Below are 19,555 nucleotides of genomic sequence, written 5' to 3'. Positions count from 1 at the left end.
TATGTTTGCTTGGATTCGCTGTTTTTTATTCTTATTCGTATTCCACATAAGTACAGGAGTGTCTGCAGCTGAAATAAAATCAATAGCGCAGCAACCGGTACAGGTACAATCCATAGACTCCACTGTAGGAAGTTGGACTTTTACCGGTATGGTAACAAATGAGAGTGGTGACAAATATGGATATTTTTTTGAAATGCAGCGTCAGGGTGCAGACTTTCATACTAAAGCAGCTTTGATTGATGAAGAAACAAATAAATTGGTGTTCTTTTACGAAAATAAAGAAAAGATAGAACAACCAACTCCGCTTGACTGGCAAATTGGTTATTCTTTTATCCGTTATAACCCTATTAATGACAGCTGGATTTTTGGGGTGAAGACGGCGGATAAAAAAGGATTTAATTTTAAAGTAGACATGTTAAAGCAAGCAAACAACAACAATGAAAACCTGGTTTTGCGGCCAGGAATAAAATTTCAGGTATTACAAACAAGCCAGCTTAATGGTCATGTGCGTATTGATGATAAAGAGCAGTTTGTTACAGGAAATAAAGCCTGGTTTGGCAAACTGGTATTAAATAATGGTCAAAAAGATTCCCATGAAATAAATACCACCTTTTGCCGTTTAAATGATGACAATGGGTTTTACTCTGCAAATCTCAAAGAAAAGGATGCAAGCAGTGCCGCTGTTGCTGGTTGGCTTGATCCTTCAGGGAATAAAGTAAAAATGTCGCAGTTCATTTCACTGAAACCTCTGGATAATGATCAGTGTATGCTGAGTGTTGGCCTTCCCAAGCTGCATTTAAAATTGCTCAATACCTTAAAGGATAACGACTCCTTATCCCATAGTATTGCGGGGTTCTCCAAGGAAAGTCGGGGTGGCTTTTGTTTTGTTACCCAACAATCTTTTATAAAAGATAAAACTACTGAATCGGGTGCGCAGGAAGTGAAACTCCATGCATGATTGAAGTTGCCCGAGTAAAGCAAAACATGAAAACTTATTCAAATAAAAAAGATAAAAAATGAAACTGCCCGGATGTTGTTCATAAGAAAGATTGAACTATTTCTCCAGATCTCATATAGCAGGATAAACGCCCCTACAGCAGGATAGAGGAGCGGTGACGGAGGGCTAACGAACCCTCCGGAGGTCATAACATTTATATAGTCAGAGGATTAATAATCGGTGGTGTTGAGGGCTCATGTTTTAAATTTGAATCCGTATGTATGATTTTTTTCAATCTTTCCTCGACTACAGGATCCAGTTGTGGATGAACTCTTTTAGGCTGAGGTTTTTGCCCAACAATTTCTCCACCCAGGGCTCCAAGCATCATCTTATGCGAGTTAGGTTCTGCTAAATGAGGATCTAATTGCGCTTCCAATTTTTGTGCATAACCAGGATTCAATACCCACATAGCATCTGCTAGGGCCGGAATGCTCATATTAGGTTTATCATTCACCCACCATCCTAAATCGCTCATTGCTTCACGCAGACAATCACAGTCCTCGTTTTGCTCATCGAGCGCATAACGTAAAATAGAAATTAAGGCTTTTTGCGATACGTTATAATCTATGGGAAGCTCGTCATAAAGACTTAAAGACCCCAATGAATACTCTTTTAGTTTTTCATGGTATTTGCGATTAAAGATTTTACATAAATGTTCTTCACTGAGTTCTGCTGGTGCTGTTACTCTAAATTTCGCCAGGCCTTGCTGGCTTTTGTAAAATTCCGACATCAGTAATGCATGCATCGTCGCAGTTGGATGAACATCATCCCAAAACATGTGTTTGTAACCCGGAGCAACTCCGCCTGGGGTTACCTTTATATTATGTTCTTTCGCATAATCCAGATAAGGTTGTCTTAGTTCCTTTTTGTCAAAATATTCGTGGTACTCTGAATTTTCACCCTTTGTATCCACATCTTCATAAATTTTGGTAAAGACGCTGCTGATATCAAAAAGTTCCAACGAACAACCAGGATATCTTTCTTTTAAGAATTGCAGTTTGTCATTTAATTTTTGATTGTATAGGTTTGATATTCTTTTAGCAGTGTTACGCTCATCATCAGACTTACGTTGATAGCGTGGAGTCAATGATAAATCAGGTAGATTACATAAAACAAAATTGCTATAGCCCTGCTTAATTAATTTCTCAATATTATCTATATTACTTTGGGCAGCCAATTCTGCTGCTTCCTCTGTGGGCTCTGAATTAACGGTAATTAAATCATTTGCACCTGAAAATACAGTGATAAGCGTTTTCTCCATTTGTTCTGGTGATATTTCCTCTTTTTCACAATCTTCAAGGTATTGCTCTACTTGCTTGGATACGTTAGATACCATTAGGCGAGTAAAGAATAACTTAATTGCTTGTAAGGGGGAAAAAAGCGAAAGGAAAATAGCTTTCCAGCTGTAATCATAAGATGTTGAACCACCCTGGCTGTAGTTTCTAAAAAAATTCTGCCCATTATATTGAGCTACCCGTCCATTATCGAGGGAATAATATTCTTGAACGTATTCCTGATAGCGCTTATCTGTTATTAATTGGTCAGAGATATCATCAGAAGATCCTTGAAGCGCCGCTCCTTTTAGAATCCCTATTCTTTTTTGAAGTTGAGTACGTTCGGCCTTCGGTTTATGACTATGAGCAAGAGCGATATCAGCTATATCAGCATTATCCCGGGCAGTTACCGGTTTCCCAATCGTGTTCTCTTTGTCGGTTGTAAATAGATGGCCCTCTTCTCTGGCGTCTACGCGTTTTTTTCTCCTTACTTTTCTTATTTCGGCTTTTAATGCATCTCTGGAGTAATGTTTTCCGGATGGATGAGAAATAACATCATCGCTTATGTCAGCATTATTTAAATTAAACTTCCCAAAGGGGTCTTTTTTTAATTGCTCGTCGTTAAGGAATTTACTGACGAGAGTTGATTTCAGGGAGTCAGCCCAAGTATAACCATTAGTGAACCGTTCTTTAGGTGAATTATTTAGGCCGGTGATTTTTAGCCATAATTTTTTCGCCAGCGGCCCCAGGAAAGAAGCCTTTTCACCCATATTTTTTCCATCAGAAAGGCTATCACCAAATATTACAAAATGGGTTATTTCCTTTTGAGGTTGTGACAGAGGGTTCGAGTCTTTAGGTTGTTTTGAAGCTGCCATACAAAATACTTACACACACTGAACAATATTTGATATTTTATAGGTAAATTATTAAGGTTTTATTAATCTGCAACAGCATCTTAGGAGGATTTCACTGATTTGCTAAAAAATTGAGGTCTTTTAATAATTACATCTCTTTTTCTGGAAGAAATTGAGATAGAGCACTGGCGATAACCAGTGCCGCAGGAATAATTAAAAGGGTATGTTGATAATCAGTAAGAGTATGTAGGGTGGTACTGCCTTTAGAGTAATCCAGCAAATAACCAATGAAGGGTTGTAATAGAGGCGCGGTAGCCATGGCCAAAGTATTGGTGAATCCTGTACATGCAGAGAGTGATTCTTCTGGAGCCAGCTCATTGGCAATGGTAAAGGCAAGCATGTAGGCGCCGCAACACAGTCCAATCGCAAACAATAAAGAGCCGGTCAGGAGCAGATGATTATTAGGTGAATAAAGAACAAGGATGAATAAAATGGCGGTTGAAAAGCAGGAAATATGAATTAGGGGTTTGCGTTTTGGGAGATTGATAGACAGCCAGCCGTAGATAGGGCAGCTTAACCCTGCTCCCAGTAAAATCATCGAGGTGAGAATACTCGCCGTTTCTATTGAGCACTCCAGTTTTAACTGGAGAAAAGGAACAGCCCACATTGCCGCAAAAACAGTAATCACTGAAAATTCCAAGCCTACAAACAATCCGTTCATCCATACCAATTTATTTTTCAGCATGAGTAGTAAATGTTTTTTGTATTGATGATGGTCACTGATTACTGGCCTGTTGTTGGGAATACAATTTGCGCAAAGAAAGGCGATTAAAAGCCCAATGACCCCGGCACCGGCAAGGAAATAATGCCAACTGATGCGGGTTATTTGTGAACCCATGCCAATCATGCTAATTACAGTTACAGTAAATCCCAGGGTTTCTGTAAGCCCAATCATAAAAGCATATTGTTTCAGGGGAAAATGTTGGCGTAATACCCGGGTCATACCAACGAAAGCAAAAGCAGAGCCACCGCCAATTATTAAACGCCCAAGAAATAGTAAAAATAAGTTATATCCAGTAGCAAAGATAAAACATCCCACTGCACACAATAAGGCGTTTAAGGACAGCAGTGTTCGCGTATTGTACCTGTCAAAGAGAAGGCCGACGGGAATTTGCATCGTAGTATAGACATAATAAAAGGCACTGCTTAATAGGCCAGCTGTAAATGCAGTGAGTTTTTGCTCATGCATTATCGCGCCAATAATAATTCCTGAGGATAATTGCAAAAAAAATTGAAATAATAGAAAGAATACGCTGACCAACCATATGATTGTTCTTTTGGAATTATTGGCAGATGTTTCAGTGGATAAATTCATTAATTCAGTTTTCGACAAAAAGGCGGAATATATAGCATCATGGGCAAAGTGTAAATTTATTTTATAAATTGGTTTTAATCTGTTTCAGTATAAAACCAGGGAGTCTGCAAATTTCTGCAAACGTTCAATAACAGATTGCATAATTTCCGCAATATTTTCAAGTTTTCTTGCAAGTGATTCAGTAGTAGCGATTTAAAATTGATTAGATCCCCAATCTTATTAATAAAGCCAGGTTTTGATCGTATCTAGTGAAAATGAATGATAGTCGCACCAACGTTGAAGCAAATTTCGATCCACAGATGAGGGGATTCCATGGACACCGGCCGTTATTTTTTCTTTAAGAAGAGTTAACCCAGCAAGATTGTGGAGGTAAAACTCGGGATCAATATATTTCATCGGTGTAGGGTCATTCAGGATAAAATTAATGGGCATTTTATGATTTAAAACTTCATCATCGCTAAATTGAGGGCCAAATTCATCATAAACCCCTAAATTAGCAAGAATTTTACCACTGAACCAGGAGTGTGGGTAATCATTCATTATCGCTTTTTTTCCCGTTGCCGTAATAACTATATTGGCATCCATCAAGACACGTTCAAGCTGAGTAAAATCATGGGGATCTATTGCTTTAATGCCCAGGTTGCGCGCAAGATTTCTTTGATGTGCATCGGGATCAACGATAACTACGGGAACTTTATTTTGAACACAAAAATAGGCAAGTCCTCGACCAATTTTTCCAAAACCAAAAATCACCCATGAGGTCTCAATTGGATTAATTCCTGTTAATTGACTAAGAGCCATTTGGCTACTTTCGGCGCATCCAAAAACTGTTTCCAGTTGTTTTGTCAGAGTACGGTCAACGCTTATCACTGGAAAATCAAGAGTTTGTTGGCTATAAAATCGATCCCCTGAACCGGTTAGTTCGATTGCCCCAACTTTGGGTTTTCCCAGAAATTGATATAGCTGTGCTCCGCAATCAAAATAAAGATCAAAAGATTCGCCGTGAAGTGAGCGCGTATTTTCCACATAGCGAATTTTTGCTTCTTTTAAAGAGGAAACTGCCTGTGGGTGTGCATAACAAAAATCCGAAGGATTGGTTACTGTAATTTCAGCTCCTGCCTCCAGCAGGCATGCTATTTTTAGTAAAGTATTTGTCACTAAAGGAACATGGTGGATGATCCGCAATCCTGCCAAGGGGCGGGTGTTTCTCCACTCGGCTAATTGTTCATGCATAAAAGGGGCTTCTGTTTTGGGATATTTTTGAAAAAAATGGTTAAGTACGCTCTGCATTTGCCATAACAATGAAAGAGAAAATATACCCATCCTAGCATAATTCCAACCTGAATATTAAGTCTGGACCCAGCATTAGCGCAGTGTACTTCAATTAAACAGATCGATTGCCCGGATTATGCATGGCTAATCCGGGTTAAGATAAAAAAACCCCAGGTTGGGGGTTATAAAGACATAACGTTTTCTTGCTCTTCGGAAGAGGAATGACCATAATCAAACCAGCTTGTTATCCATTGTAAAAAACGGGATATTGAACTCTGTTTATCGGGCTTGAAAAAAGAAAAAGATTCCCGGTTACTTGGCGGTTTAGCTAATTTTTCTAAGCCGGCCAATTCTTCCCCAAATAAATATTCCGTTGCAGACTGGTCATTTTGATTCACTTTTTCGTTGATCGAATTAATAAGCTCATATAATTGGTTATTCCAGTCAAATAAGCCATCTGACTGAATGAGTCCATTTCGTGTAAAGTAGGCTTGGATATTCTCCATGAGCTGATCTTGAGCTGTGTCTAAATCTTTAAATTGCAGTTGTTCTGCGAAATCTTTTTTTAATTGTGCTCCATCATGGTTTATTAATATAGCGAATTCTAAAATATTTAATTCGTGTTCTGTTTGAGCGGAATTAATTAAATTTTTATAATGCTGCGCCCGAGTTTGTCCTCGATAATAATCAAAGAAATAAGAAAAATAACTTAAATGCTCCTCCCGATGTATCAGGTAATAATCCAGAGCTTTAATGCATTTCTTTTTCAATCTATCCAGATCGGAGGGGGTACCATCTGACGGAGTCAGTAGTCGCTCGCTACTCTTTGGCGGCGAGTTTGAAAAAATTTGGGGCAAGGTTATGTTTTGCTGAGTTGTTTCCTTTTGCCCAGGGTATTTCTCTTCGGGTTCTGGGGCTTTAACCGCCGCCCCCTCCAGGGTTTGCGGCGGAACTGAATAATCCTCATCTTTATGAGTTATAGCCGGTGAGGGAGGTTGGGATTTTCCCTTGTCCTCAGCTAATTCGGCCGAAATTAAAAAGCGTAGAATATCAGGTAAAACGAAATTCCTGGGTAATTTGGCTTCTTCCAAAGCTTCATTGAGTAATTCTATTGTGGTATGGAATTCTTTTTGAATTACTTCACTTTGTGCTGAAAGGGGTTTTTGAAATTGTCTTAGCAAGCTGTAAAGCTTGAACTCCAATTGGCATACTTGTTTAAATCGCGGATTTTCTATTAATTTCTCCAGGAGATCATAATGGTTTTCTTGCAGATAATCAGGAGAAATGTCCTGGCCCGCCAGGATAATTTTTATTTGGGCCAAATGATTAATCAGTTCATGATTTTCAATGGATTCCTCAAGATTAATATCTTGTTCACTTACGATTCGCTGGCATTCTTCAACTATTTTACCAAGTTCCTCAAGCGCTTTCATGAATGGCAAAATACTAAACGTATAACGGTAGATTTGATTATTTAAATCAAGCTGGTTTTTCACCATATTTAGCTCAATCTCTTCGAGTGTTTTTTGAATTTCTTCTCGATAGGGGATTGCAAGTTGGGCCAGGATGTAGGGATTTTTGCTTTCCAGGAGCTTAAACAACTGAGGACGAACATCAATTTTATCATAATGTGCTTTTAGGTTCTCAAGATAAGCCTTGACGATGACCATAGCATGCTCTTGTACCGAATGGTGGAGACTGGGATCCAAATTTTCCCACTGCGTTTTTTCGAGAAGATTGGCCAAAGTTTCCCAGTCAGTATGTTTAAAAATTTCATTCAACAGTTTTTGCAGACTGTATTTTTTCTTCAGGAGTGGGAAAACACTATCAAAGAGAATGGGATCCTTTAGAAAATCCAAAATACTTTTACTGGGTTCAGCTGGAAGATCGCTTTGGGCAAATAAAGCATTAAAAACCGCTTCGTTTTTTTCTTTGAGTGCTCGTTTTAACTGCGACGATAAATACAACTCTGTATTCTGGAATGCGTGATCTTGCTCAGGGTTTTTTATTGAATCCAGCAAAAAGGCGCGGGGATTTTGGATATTTGCCCTCAATAATAATTGGTATAGCCGACCATACCCATGGAAATAGACTTTTTCAAACAGGCTGGATGGAGACTGCTCCCCAAAGAGCTGCTTAACCCCATCTTTTCTTTCATTAGGACTTAAAGTAAATGCTCTGGCAAGCAGCAGGTTGGCTATTTTTTCTTGTTTTTGGGTACAACTAAAAAGAAATAATTCTTTAAAATCCAAACCGAAATCATGGGTGGATTCAACAAATGGTTCTAAAACAGAAGCATTGCCTTTTTCTATGGCTTGTTTAAGTAAATCTGCAAGTGATTCCTTAAGTTGGGTTTTAGGAGTTACCCGCTCTTGTTGTAAAAATCGTGCAACCAGATTTTTATTATTACTGCCTAAAGCACAAATGAACATTTGCTCAGTTAAATCGGGATCAATCACAACGCTCTCTTTCTCCAGAATATAATCAATTGCGATGAGTAGATTATTTTGTGCCAGCAAAGGAATAAGTTTTTGATTTTGTTTTAAAACGGGAAATAGTTGCAGCAATAATTTGATTCCATTTTCATTTTTATCCTGGATGAGTTCATTAAGGAATTCATCAAGCTCTTCTTTCTCCCAAGTTATCTTAGGACATAAGGTTCTTGCCAGGAATGGAAGTTTTTGCTTAAAACTATCTTTGACCAGTTTTTTTTGCTCTGTGGGACTTAATTGTTCCATCGAAAGCATGATAGGGGAAATCTTGGGAATGGCTCTATTGAGTTTTACCAGGTTTCCTGGGGCTGTGGTTGAACTACAGAGGTACTTGCTGAACAGTTGAGGTTCTTGTTTTGCACAAGTCATCAGCACAGGCGTAGTGCCTTTGTTTAAACTGGTTTCTAAAATGAGCTGTTTTATTTTAGGACTTGCTTTTGCAAAACATTTTTCAAAAATTGAGTAGTCCTCATAATCAGAACACAACAAGAACAGTTTACGCAGATCCTTGGTGTTATGCAGTACATTGTAATTTAGATGCACAAGGGTGGATAAAATGGATAAATCTTCTTCTTCGAGTGCTTTTTGATAAAGAAAATCCAATGTTTCTGGCTCAAGAGCACTTTTCTTATCAATCAGTTTTCCCTGCAAGAACAGGCTCATTTCTTTATTGCCGTTAAGAATTGCGAGAACCAGTGCATTTTTAATTGTTTCTTCGGAAATATTATCTTTCCATGCATTTTTTACCTGATCGTATTTTCTCAGAAAAACCAGCACATTAAGTAAAGTTGATGAACCTAGAAGTGTATTTAAATCTATTAATTGATAGTCACGAGTATCGATGTGCTGCCAAAGCGACGGATGAAGGGTTTGTTCTGCCCAGGCCCGAGCATAAACTTCGCAAATCTTCCTATCATGACGCTGCATGCATAGAGTAAGCAAATCCGGATCGTGGGTTGCTACATTAAAACCTTTTTCAAGCAGTTTTTTCAAAGTAATCGCATTTATATTTTCGACTACTTCTTTATTGAAAATACAGGGAAATAATTTGGGATTAATGCTGTTCTTGTTTAAATGAGTGAGTAATAAATTTAAAATATGATGTTGGTTAACTATGGCAGCACATTGAATTTGTTTAATTAGTTGTTCAGGAGTTAGCTTATTTAAAAATTGCTCGATAAGATATGGATTTACTTCCTGTGTAACAAAAGTCAGTAATTGCAGGTGGTTGCAAGTAGTTTGATTTTTGGGCTCTTGCGAAAAATTTAATTCCTCGCACCAGGTTAATAACTTACTGAAATCGGCTTCTTTTTTCATTAACAACCCGTAGGTTTGTACGGGTTCGTCAAAAAAAAGTTGCAGTTGTTTTTTTAGATCACTGAGATCCTCAGTTGCAGTAAAGGTCTGCAGGTAATGTTCAAACAGCTTTTCCCCTTCCTTGTGATTTCCAGCAAGCAAAGTGACAAAAATGCCTTTTAATATCGCATTTTTTAAAGTTAAGGATTTAGGCTGTTGCAGTAAGAGGTCATTAAATTCAGAACGAAAATATTCTTTTGCTAAAATGGTGTAATCTATTTTATTTTGCTTAAATAAGAGCCTCAGCATATCGATATCGTTTGCCATGGCAGCAAAAAAACTTGATTGGGAATCGGGTGCGCTGGAAAAGGCAATTTGATGTAACTCTTCGTGAGAGGGGTAGTTCTCGGGGACTGCTTTAGGATGAGAGAATGCGCGGACAACTAATCCAAAAGAATCCTCCTTATAATCAAAACAATCTTTAATCTCTTTAACTAATTCCTCAACTCCATCGAACTCTTTTAATCTTCTATTGTAGTTCGGATCATAAACAATATATTTTCCATTTTCGAAAGATACAGAGATTGCATGGTTATGACTGCAAACTAAATAGGATCGATTATTGCGGGTAATTTTCTTGAAGAGTTCTTTCCAGTTCGACTCACTTGTTATGAGACCTAAATTGAGTTCATTTTTTAGTGGCTTATTTCCAATATCCAGGAGTTTTTCAACATCACATTGCAGGATTTCATAATGGCTGTATTCATCAGCACGGAAAGTCTTTTCGATTTTTATAATGAAATTATCAATGGCATGATTATCGCCTATACGATAAGTGCTGGGCAGAGCGGCCAATTGTTCAAGCAAATTAAAAAATACGTCCCTTTTATTTTCTGCAGTGTATTTAAGATGTAACGCCGCTAGGGCGGCACATATTCCCTTTTTGTTCAGAACAAAATCAATATTCTTTTTTTGTTTTAGACAAACGTTAACTGCGCTTATAATTTTGCCTTGATTAGGCATAGCCGAACCCCTCGTTATTTTGATTTTTGTGATTATAAGGGGCATACTAATTTGATTCAATTCACAATGATTTAAAAATGTCCATGCCAAAAATGCTTGTTAACTGGAGTACCATCGTCTTTTGCAGCAGTGAACTACTTGGAAAATAAAACTTTGGAAGTTTGATTTTATTTTTCACTAATGGTGTATTTAAATTTAGACTTGCAATTTTATTAGCACTCAAATAGTCTGTATTAAACTAACTATCAGAAGGAACTTGATATGTCACAAGCTAAAATAAATACTGACGATGCTGGAAAAACGACTGCACTACTTGCCTTGGGAAATATGATTTTAGCTCCATTTTACTGGATCGACTCTAAGTTAGGTTTGTCCATAGCGATTGCCGGGACGGGGGTATTTTTATATGGTGCCCATGAAATTGGTAAAAATCGAAGAGCAGTTGAGAATGGCATAAATAATATGAATACTTTTTTTGGTAGGGCTACCGGCGATAAAAGTACAGAAATTCAAAATGCTTTAGCCAATATCGCCGTTGGTGGAGCTGCGATATTTGACGAAATCATGCCTAATGATTCCAATAACCGCCCTAAATGATTTTTTAAATAGTTTCAAGGAAGTAAAAATGCCTAAAGAACGCCTCAATCCAGAAAAAGCGCTCAAAACTGGTGCATTACTCAGTTTTGGAAATTTATTCATGTCTCCTTTTTATTCAAGATTAGGGCCATTTGCTACATTAACCCTTACTGCAGCGGCATTATTCGGATTACATGAGACAGGCAGAAAACAATCAGGTAATGGAGTTTGGGGCTTCTTTTCCAATAAGAGCAGCCCTAAAGTCACCGATGTGAACACTACGGTGAACCATATTATAGAGGGGGGCGCAATGGTATTTGACCAGATTTTTCCTCCGGTCAAAAAATAAATTTGGGGATAGTGGTTAAGGTAAAGAAACGACATGTAAGATCCGGATTACAAAACTAATCCAGACTGGAAAAAGTATCATTTTACCCTTGTTTATGAATTTTAACTAACATGCCAATTTGGGCATTATCCAGATAATAAACCACCTCACCCTTGAGGCGTTGTTTTTGCGATACAGTGAACGACGATTGTGGATTCCCAGGTGGAGAGACCTGCACTTCAGCATCAAAAGAATAATAGTTGCTTTGCTTGACGTTTATAGTACTTTGCATTTGCCAACCGTTATGTTCTGCCAGAGGAAGAACAACATTGCTTTGGTTATTTGCAGGTTGCCTCCAGGAATAATGTCCAAGAACCTGATAGCGTGATTTTCGAGTCAACAGATAATACTCATCCCGAAGACTTGATGAAGAAGGAGGCAACAATCGATAAGGTTTTCCTGATTTATCGGTCTCCATTTTCAAGGGTATAGCGTTTGTGTTCATTGGGATAAGCGGCGTATCGACAGCCAATCCTGTAATTTGATTTGGGTGTGCAAAAATAATCAAATCAATTTGATAGGATGCTTGGGCTAAGGCGAGGGCGGAATACAGAAAGCTAATTGTTAATATTATTAATCGTTCCATGGCTAATTTATTTATTGTTATTTTTTATGAATCTTACTTTTAATCAAAAGTGTATCTCATTTCTGTTAAGTAAACGGCAGGTAACGATTCGATTAAAGTATCTTTAACCAATTATACCTGCCTCTAAAGAATTCACTCAACAACAATTTTGGGAAATTTATCTGCATAATTAATAGGCCTTTTCGCTAACTCAATTGCGCTCATCAGGGCTGCTTTTGTTATTGTATCCGTCAACCCATCATAGGGTTTCGTTGCGGTGGGACAACCCTCATCACAGTTTTGTCTTATGCGTCCGTCCAAAGGAAGTTGTCCGAGTAAGGTAACATGATGGGTAGCGCAAAGATGCTCCGCTCCACCTGCACCAAAAATTGTTTCCTGATGTCCACATTGGCTGCAAATATGCGTGGCCATATTTTCTATAATACCTAATACATCAATCCCTGTTTTGGAAAACATATTTATTGCTTTTTGTGCATCCAGTGTTGCTACATTTTGCGGTGTGGTTACTACTATGGCTGCAGTCAAGGGAATTTTTTGCACTAAAGTCAGTTGAATGTCGCCCGTTCCTGGCGGTAAGTCAATGAATAAATAATCCAGGTTATCCCAAAGAGTAATATCCAGCATTTGGATTAAAGATTTGGCAAGCATAGGACCGCGCCAGATTATTGCTTGCTCATTGTTTGTCAGGTAGCCAATAGACATGCTTTGCAATCCATGAGCTTTGGCGGGGAGATACTGGTCGCCACTGATTTGTACTGGCTCGGTTGAGCCAAGCATTAAAGGGATACTTGGACCATAGATGTCTGCATCTAAAATACCCACCCGAGCTCCTAATCGAGCTAAGGCCGTAGCTAAATTGACTGTGACCGTGGATTTTCCCACGCCTCCTTTACCTGATGCTACAGCGATTGTATTTTTTACTCCCCGCAATCCCTTGCCATAAAGTTGTGTCTTGTGGGGTTTAATTACTTCATTGAGGTGAATTATCACCTCCTGATTAGGAAATGTGGAGCGTAAGGCTGCATGTAATTCAGGTTTATACTGTTTTTCCAGTGAACTGCAGGGAAATCCGGCAGTGAGATTGAGGAGTAAGTGATTCTCCGTCATTTCAAGGCTGCATTGTAAATTCATTTCTTTAGCGGTAAGGCCCAGGAATGGATCTTTTAGCGAGTTCAGCAAGCGAATTACAGTTTCTTCAGTGGTCATGGATTAGCCTTGAAAATAAAAAAAGAATGATAACGCAGAGATTTATTATTTCATAGAATTATTGGCCCGGATCAAACGAGCATTTCAGGGAGTTCATAATGCCAATTAACCCAGTGATTGCTCGGAAGGTAATAAATACCGCAATAAATAGGCAGGGAGGTGTGCCTGGCCAGATAAGAACCGTATTCATTTAATTGCTGTCTATGCTGGATCAGGGAAGACTCATCCTCTCTTCCTGTTTTGAAATCAATAATCCAGCGTTTTCCGTGCTCCTCAAAAGTTCGGTCAATTATACGGGTAATTGGCTTACTTTGATGTTCTACCAGTAACTCATATTCGTTCTGTTCTGCGGAATGTTTTTTGATAATCCATATTCCCGTGGGATCTTCAAACATTCGGGTGATTTGTTCTTGGATCCCTGAAAGTGCTTCATGTTGCATTGTTTCGTTGAAACCCAGTTTTCGAAGTTCGTAACGAGCCAACCCCCAGGGGATTTCGGTTACAGTTTGTGGATGATTATCACAGATCCATTGCAATAATTTATGGGTTACGATCCCGATTAATCGAGGAACACTCGTTATTAAAGATGTTGTTTTTAGGTGTGGACGGAGATCAATAACTTCTGAGGGGATGTTTTGGTAATACCCGAGAGGTAAGCGTCCAAGCCCGGGTAATAAGTTATGTACTTCCTCAACTATGGAGCCGGGTTCCTCTTCAATAAATTCTAAATGATTTAGAAGGTTACGAAATGAGTTTTTTGAGGATCTTTCTGAATGGTCCATTAAATACAGACGTGCCTTCGCACGGGTCACTGCGACATAGAGTAATCGTTGTGCTTCATAGCGGCTTTTTACCTCATCCAACTGGCCTAAATATTCATACAAAGGGCAATGGTCCTGATGTAGCGCGTGTATCGGAGACATCAGCAACAAATTACCCTGATTTTGGGTTGGGAGATTAAGCCAGCGTAACATCGGTTTATCACCACGATTGGGCTGGGTACCGAGGCCAGGTAAAAATACCGTATCAAATTCCAGACCTTTGGATTTATGAATCGTCATTACTTGCAAGCAAGAGGGATTAGCTTGTTGTGAATAGAGTTTATTGAGTTCGGTTACAAATTCTTTCATCTCTGCAAGGCGGCCGTCTTGCTCATAACGATCAAGCAAAATCCAGAATTGTTCGAGATCATTGAGTTGATTAGCATTTAAGATCCTATCCATGTGCAGTTCTTTTAAGGTCTGGATAATCCAGGAGGAAAGCTTGCTTTCATACCTTTGGGCTAGAGATTTGTGCATGACGCGTATAAAATAATCAGCTCGAATCCGGCCTTCCTCACTGATGCCTGTGATTTTATTTAACTGTAACAAAGCGGAGTAAATTGATTTTTTCTTGTTAAATTGGGCTATAACGTGAAGGTCTTTTAAAGATAACCCACAATAAGGACTACGAAGAATTGCCAGCCACGCCATGCGGTTTGCTGGGGTCAATAAAGCCTGGGTTAATGACCATACATCGCGTAAGTGACCCAGATTTGCTAACAAAGTGATATCGCTTCCCTGATAAGGAATTTGATTTTGGCGAAGCAGACGGATGATCTCGCCTAATTGCGTTCTTGAGCGTACCAAAATGGCCATACTCTGCTGAGGGTATGTTTGCAGTTCATGTTGAATGATTTCGATGAGTTTTTTTGCCTCGTGCTCTTTATTTTTAAATTGCATGGCCTGAACAGCGCTGCCTTCATTATTTTGGATAATATGAACACTGCGATGAAACGAAACAGCACCGGACTCTATATCAACTTTCCTGGGAAATATGGTGATAAATTGATTATTTACCCACTCCACAATGGTTTGGGTAGATCGAAAATTACAACTTAACTCCAGAGACTGAAGTTGAACTGGACCTATACCTTGCTCTTTAGCTCTAAAAAATAAACCAACTTCTGCTTGCCGGAAACGATAGATCGATTGCATGGGATCGCCAACAATAAAAAGAGTTCGCCCATCCCCGTTTTCCCATCCCCAAACAAGTTTTGTTAATAATTCAAATTGGGTTATTGACGTATCCTGAAATTCATCCACCAGAATATGTTGAAGAGTATGATCCAGGTAAAGGGCCAAATCAGTCGGATTTTCTTCATTTCCTAATGCGTTTAGGGCCTGTTGGGAGATAGTAGTGAAATCAACTTCATTTTTTTCACTAAATAACACGTGCAAATGACCCACAAGAAGAGGAAGTAATACAAAAAGTGCCTGCAGTACTTCCCATTGCTCCGCATCATATTCTGGTGCTGGTAAATTGCTGACCTGAATCAATGCTTCAAGAAACTCAGGGTATTCATTAAGTTCGGCGAGTAACTCCCTGCTGGCATTTTTGATTCTTTTGTACTCAACCGGAGGACATGAGGTAGTAAAGAAACCCACATGATGATCAAAACTTTTACGAAAATTTGCATCACCAGTAAGTAACAGTTTCCTTAAAGCCAAGGCAATTTCCGGGTTGGTTTGTTGAAAGTCATACCAATCCCTGAGGGCATAATGCGGTGAATCCGGATTATTTGCTATAAGAGCAGCCAATTCACGCACACAGCGGGTCAACTCCTCTGCTAAATGTTCTGGTAAACTTTGTTTGAACTGCTGTAATTCATGTTGTTCAATCAGTTGGAGTGCTCGCTCAAAAGCTGTTTTTTCCTGAGTACGTGCTTGGAAGAGTGGGGCTAACCACTGATCTCGTTGGGAGAGTAGGGTGCTAAAGAGCTCAAGCAGTTTGTCCTGGCGATTATCGACATGCAACAAAAGTGTTTTTATAGCGAGTTGATATTCCGGGGTTGCTAGAGCAAATTGAATGCAACGACGGCCTGCATTTAAATAATAACTATCCGATTTATCGGTAATTTTCGAATAAGTAATTTGTTTTTCCAAAAGGGGAATAGCTTGATTTAAACTTTGGCATAAAGAGTCAATGGTTATGATTCTTAATCGACTGGGCTGCAGTAATAAATTCCAATGATAGTGTGCATCGCGTTGAAGTGCCTCCCAGGCAAATTCGAGAGTTTTCTGTTGATGCGGGGTATCGGCTTTTTTCTTGTTTGCTGCCTGTTGCAAAGCAAGAACAATACGCTCGCGCATTTCACTTGCCGCTTTCCGGGTGAAGGTTAGGGCAATAATTTGTTCCGGCGCAGATACTGTACCTAACAATCTTAAATAACGTTGAGTAAGGATTTCAGTTTTGCCTGAACCTGCAGGAGCTTGCACGATGAATGAAAAGGAAGGATCTGTGGCCCGGCTACGTTGATCACTGTCGACTAGCATTATCTTAATCCATATTTGTTTTATTAATGTTTTCCTGCACCTCATACCCGCAACTTACCCATGATGTTGACGTGTTCGGATCATGAGGGCAAGATGCACGCTAGAAAAAGGGAGCCTGAATTGAATCAGGCCTTTTTCCCTTGGAAAAATAGGGTCAGTCTATAACAATTTCTTGTGCTGGCGGGCGTAAATTGTAATGCGAACTCATGCAGCGGCCATATGCGCCAGTATTGGCAATTAATAGTACATCACCTTCTTCTGTCACGGGTAATAATCGGTCATAGCCGAGAGTATCCCCTGATTCACAAATTGGACCTACAATATGGGAAAATCCTGCTTTTTCTTCATATAACCTGCTTAAGTTCACAATCTCGTGATAGGCACCATATAAAGAGGGGCGGATCAGGGAATTCATACCGGTTTCAATGCCAACAAATTTCACCTTGCCCTTTTCTTTGCATTGAGTCACTTTGGCAAGAATAACTCCGCTTTCTGCTACAAAAAAACGGCCAGGTTCAAGCCAGATTTCAATTTGGGGATAACGTGACTTCACTGCCATCAGCAACGCATCCAGACCAGTAAAGTCCAGCGGTTGTTGTCCAGGTTTTTCAACTACCCCCAAGCCACCGCCCAAATTAATGGATTTGACTTGTGGGAACAGCTCCGTTAAAGAGGCAAGCATCAATGCTGTTTGTTGCCATAGTTCCGGGGTAAGAATGCCACTTCCCGAATGTGCATGCAATCCTATTACCTGAATGTTGTGTTTTTTGGTTAAGGCGACAACTTGATCCAGGTCATTTTGGGTAATTCCGAATTTTGACTCATTGCCCCCGGTTGAAACATGTTTGTGATGGCCGGCACCTGTGCCTGGATCAATCCGAATAATCACGCCGCGATTTTTAAACAATTCGGGCCAATGCTCCAGAGGATATAAACTATCGATTGTGACATAACAATCCTTGTTTAATGCATATTCATATTCAGTTTTGGGGGCAAAATTGGGGGTGAATAAAATTCGTTTACGATTGATGTCAGGGAAAAGTTCCAACACACGGTCTAATTCCTGAATAGAGACACACTCAAATCCGACACCTTCCTTTTCCATAGTTTTTAAAATTGAAGGATGGGGGTTGGCTTTAATTGCATAAAACAAGGTATCAATCGATTTTAGAGCCAATAACTGTTTAGCCCTCACAGCTTGCGTTTGACTGTGATAAACATAGCAGGGCGAATTAACCGCAGCAATGGTTAATAAACGATCACGCTCTTTTTCCCACCACGGAATGCTACGCACAGTAGGTTTGCCAAATTCTTCATGCCAGCTTTTTGAATAGTAGAAAATTTGAGGATTATTCTCGATGAGTAAATGATGAAGTTTTTGACACAGTTGATTTGCCTGGGATTCATCAACAACGAAAGTCAGGTTCAAATCGTTGGAAGCAAGTGACATTAAGTAAACTTGTTTGGCTTCAAATACTTCCAGGGCTGGGCCCAGTTGGGGCAATACCGTCCTTATATGATGACCTACTAGACTTACTGCGCTGCAAGGTTCAATCAGTTTCGCCCGTCCAAATTGATTCAATTCCGCCAATAATGCATTAATCGCCGGCCGATCATGAATTTTACTGTTAATATCGAGTGATAAAGTAACGTTAAACTCCGATGAAGAGAGTAAGTCTACTGAGAAGCCATGATGCTTAAATGCGGTAAAAACATCTGATAAAAATCCAACTTGTTGCCACATGTGCAAGGTATCTATAGAAATTAACAGAATACTGTTTTTAATCTGGATGGATTTAATGAGTGGTGCTGTTTCATCAATATCTTTAGTAATAAGCGTTCCTGAATGTTCCGGCATTTGTGTAAATTTGACGGACATTGGGATGTTGGCACGACGGACAGGGGGTATACAATTTGGGTGCAATACTTTAGCCCCCATTGTCGCAATTTCCTGCGCCTCATCGTAATTTAATTTCTTCAATAAACGTGCCTGGGGTAATTGGTGAGGATTTGCAGTATAAATTCCAGGAACATCAGTCCAGATTTCACAAGATGCTGCCTGAAGTTTCCCTGCGATTAAGGCAGCAGAAGTATCAGAACCCCCGCGTCCCAGTAACACGGTTTCTCCTTGAGGATTCGCCGCAAAAAAACCTTGAGTAATAATGGCTTGAGCCCCACTGGAGATGAATTTTTCTACTAACGCAGGATCATATTCACTCTCGCAACGAGCGGACAGGTAATTTGCAGCACCTCCGTCAGGAAATGGTGTGCTGGTTAAAAACTCCCGAGCATCATACCATTTGCAATGAATTCCCTGTTTTTCCAGAAAAGCGTGCCCCAATCGCGTCATCATGAGTTCGCCCATGCTTAGAATTTCTGCATGCGTCTTGGCAGGGGCTTGTTTTAAGAGAGAGATGCCCGTAAGCCATTGTTCTAATTGAAGCAAGTCCTGGGCAATTATATCCGGATTTACTTCAAGTTGTTCTGCAAGATTGAGATGTTCATTACGAATGTCCGTAAAAATGCCTTGATGTTCATTAATCAAGGCAGCCTCAATGGCTTTTTCAAGTTTGTTGGAAATTTGTGTGAGTGCAGAGCAAACGATAACAGGCTGGATCCCCGATTTCATATGCTTTTTAGTAATGGAAACAATATTATCCCAGGTATTACGACTTGAAACGCTGGTACCACCAAATTTGGTTACTATTTGTTGCATGATTCATTTCCGCACAAAATTAATACACATTAGCATGGACTAGAGGAAAAGCACAAGTATCCGGGACGCTAATTAAAAATTCATCGCCAATATTATTCATAAATTACCCATGGTGGATTTAAATATGTCATTGTGGATTATTATTCATTACTTATTGAATCTAAATAGAAAAAAGTATTTTCAAGG

At 39.4% G+C, this 19,555-nt stretch carries 11 protein-coding genes; 3 read left to right on the top strand and 8 right to left on the bottom strand.

Annotated features, from left to right (window positions below):
- Window position 1: 1 nt before the first annotated feature.
- On the top strand, window positions 2-958 hold the full coding sequence (locus KYQ_RS06670) for a hypothetical protein (RefSeq protein WP_010653335.1): 957 nt from the start codon (window positions 2-4) through the stop codon (window positions 956-958).
- A 193-nt stretch (window positions 959-1,151) separates the two neighbouring features.
- Here KYQ_RS06670 and KYQ_RS06665 read toward each other — a convergent pair whose 3' ends face one another.
- The 4 genes from KYQ_RS06665 to KYQ_RS06650 all read right to left on the bottom strand — a co-directional run bounded on the left by KYQ_RS06665 (window position 1,152) and on the right by KYQ_RS06650 (window position 10,583).
- Window positions 1,152-3,146, bottom strand: coding sequence for an SGNH/GDSL hydrolase family protein (locus KYQ_RS06665; protein ID WP_010653336.1), 1,995 nt, complete (start codon window positions 3,144-3,146; stop codon window positions 1,152-1,154).
- A gap of 127 nt (window positions 3,147-3,273) precedes the next feature.
- Entirely contained in the window at window positions 3,274-4,500 is a 1,227-nt protein-coding gene (locus tag KYQ_RS06660; protein WP_019349774.1) for an MFS transporter, read from the bottom strand.
- Window positions 4,501-4,719: 219 nt separating this feature from the next.
- Entirely contained in the window at window positions 4,720-5,823 is a 1,104-nt protein-coding gene (locus tag KYQ_RS06655; RefSeq protein ID WP_010653338.1) for a saccharopine dehydrogenase NADP-binding domain-containing protein, read from the bottom strand.
- A 131-nt stretch (window positions 5,824-5,954) separates the two neighbouring features.
- Window positions 5,955-10,583, bottom strand: a complete 4,629-nt coding sequence (locus tag KYQ_RS06650; RefSeq protein ID WP_019349773.1) for a hypothetical protein — start codon at window positions 10,581-10,583, stop codon at window positions 5,955-5,957.
- A 261-nt stretch (window positions 10,584-10,844) separates the two neighbouring features.
- Between KYQ_RS06650 and KYQ_RS06645 the strand changes: the two genes are divergently transcribed.
- Both KYQ_RS06645 and KYQ_RS06640 read left to right on the top strand, forming a co-directional pair.
- Entirely contained in the window at window positions 10,845-11,180 is a 336-nt protein-coding gene (locus KYQ_RS06645; protein WP_010653340.1) for a hypothetical protein, read from the top strand.
- Window positions 11,181-11,208: 28 nt separating this feature from the next.
- Window positions 11,209-11,508 carry a hypothetical protein gene (locus KYQ_RS06640; protein WP_010653341.1) on the top strand — a complete coding sequence of 100 codons (300 nt, stop codon included), beginning with the start codon at window positions 11,209-11,211 and terminating at the stop codon, window positions 11,506-11,508.
- Between the two features lie 82 nt (window positions 11,509-11,590).
- On the opposite strand, the gene KYQ_RS06635 is transcribed toward KYQ_RS06640, so the two are convergent.
- The 4 genes from KYQ_RS06635 to KYQ_RS06620 form a co-directional block, all read right to left on the bottom strand.
- Window positions 11,591-12,133 carry a CsiV family protein gene (locus tag KYQ_RS06635; protein WP_010653342.1) on the bottom strand — a complete coding sequence of 181 codons (543 nt, stop codon included), beginning with the start codon at window positions 12,131-12,133 and terminating at the stop codon, window positions 11,591-11,593.
- Between the two features lie 132 nt (window positions 12,134-12,265).
- A complete protein-coding gene (apbC, locus tag KYQ_RS06630; protein WP_010653343.1) occupies window positions 12,266-13,339 on the bottom strand; it encodes an iron-sulfur cluster carrier protein ApbC in 1,074 nt (357 codons plus the stop codon).
- Between the two features lie 71 nt (window positions 13,340-13,410).
- Window positions 13,411-16,653 (bottom strand): UvrD-helicase domain-containing protein, encoded by a 3,243-nt coding sequence (locus KYQ_RS06625; protein WP_010653344.1) that lies wholly within the window; start codon window positions 16,651-16,653, stop codon window positions 13,411-13,413.
- A gap of 154 nt (window positions 16,654-16,807) precedes the next feature.
- Window positions 16,808-19,369 (bottom strand): bifunctional aspartate kinase/diaminopimelate decarboxylase, encoded by a 2,562-nt coding sequence (locus tag KYQ_RS06620; RefSeq protein ID WP_010653345.1) that lies wholly within the window; start codon window positions 19,367-19,369, stop codon window positions 16,808-16,810.
- Between the last annotated feature and the right edge of the window lie 186 nt (window positions 19,370-19,555).

Source organism: Fluoribacter dumoffii NY 23 (assembly GCF_000236165.1).
Lineage (GTDB): Bacteria > Pseudomonadota > Gammaproteobacteria > Legionellales > Legionellaceae > Legionella > Legionella dumoffii.
The sequence above is the reverse complement of the archived record's forward strand: the minus strand, read 5'-3'. Positions and strand labels throughout refer to the sequence as shown.

What these genes read in the sequence shown, in the direction of transcription:
- KYQ_RS06650 (WP_019349773.1), bottom strand. Translation starts at nt 10,583, where the DNA reads ATGCCTAATCAAGGCAAAATTATAAGCGCAGTTAACGTTTGTCTAAAA.
- KYQ_RS06645 (WP_010653340.1), top strand. Translation starts at nt 10,845, where the DNA reads ATGTCACAAGCTAAAATAAATACTGACGATGCTGGAAAAACGACTGCA.
- KYQ_RS06655 (WP_010653338.1), bottom strand. Translation starts at nt 5,823, where the DNA reads ATGGGTATATTTTCTCTTTCATTGTTATGGCAAATGCAGAGCGTACTT.
- KYQ_RS06660 (WP_019349774.1), bottom strand. Translation starts at nt 4,500, where the DNA reads ATGAATTTATCCACTGAAACATCTGCCAATAATTCCAAAAGAACAATC.
- KYQ_RS06625 (WP_010653344.1), bottom strand. Translation starts at nt 16,653, where the DNA reads ATGCTAGTCGACAGTGATCAACGTAGCCGGGCCACAGATCCTTCCTTT.
- KYQ_RS06635 (WP_010653342.1), bottom strand. Translation starts at nt 12,133, where the DNA reads ATGGAACGATTAATAATATTAACAATTAGCTTTCTGTATTCCGCCCTC.
- KYQ_RS06670 (WP_010653335.1), top strand. Translation starts at nt 2, where the DNA reads ATGTTTGCTTGGATTCGCTGTTTTTTATTCTTATTCGTATTCCACATA.
- KYQ_RS06640 (WP_010653341.1), top strand. Translation starts at nt 11,209, where the DNA reads ATGCCTAAAGAACGCCTCAATCCAGAAAAAGCGCTCAAAACTGGTGCA.
- KYQ_RS06665 (WP_010653336.1), bottom strand. Translation starts at nt 3,146, where the DNA reads ATGGCAGCTTCAAAACAACCTAAAGACTCGAACCCTCTGTCACAACCT.
- KYQ_RS06620 (WP_010653345.1), bottom strand. Translation starts at nt 19,369, where the DNA reads ATGCAACAAATAGTAACCAAATTTGGTGGTACCAGCGTTTCAAGTCGT.
- apbC (WP_010653343.1), bottom strand. Translation starts at nt 13,339, where the DNA reads ATGACCACTGAAGAAACTGTAATTCGCTTGCTGAACTCGCTAAAAGAT.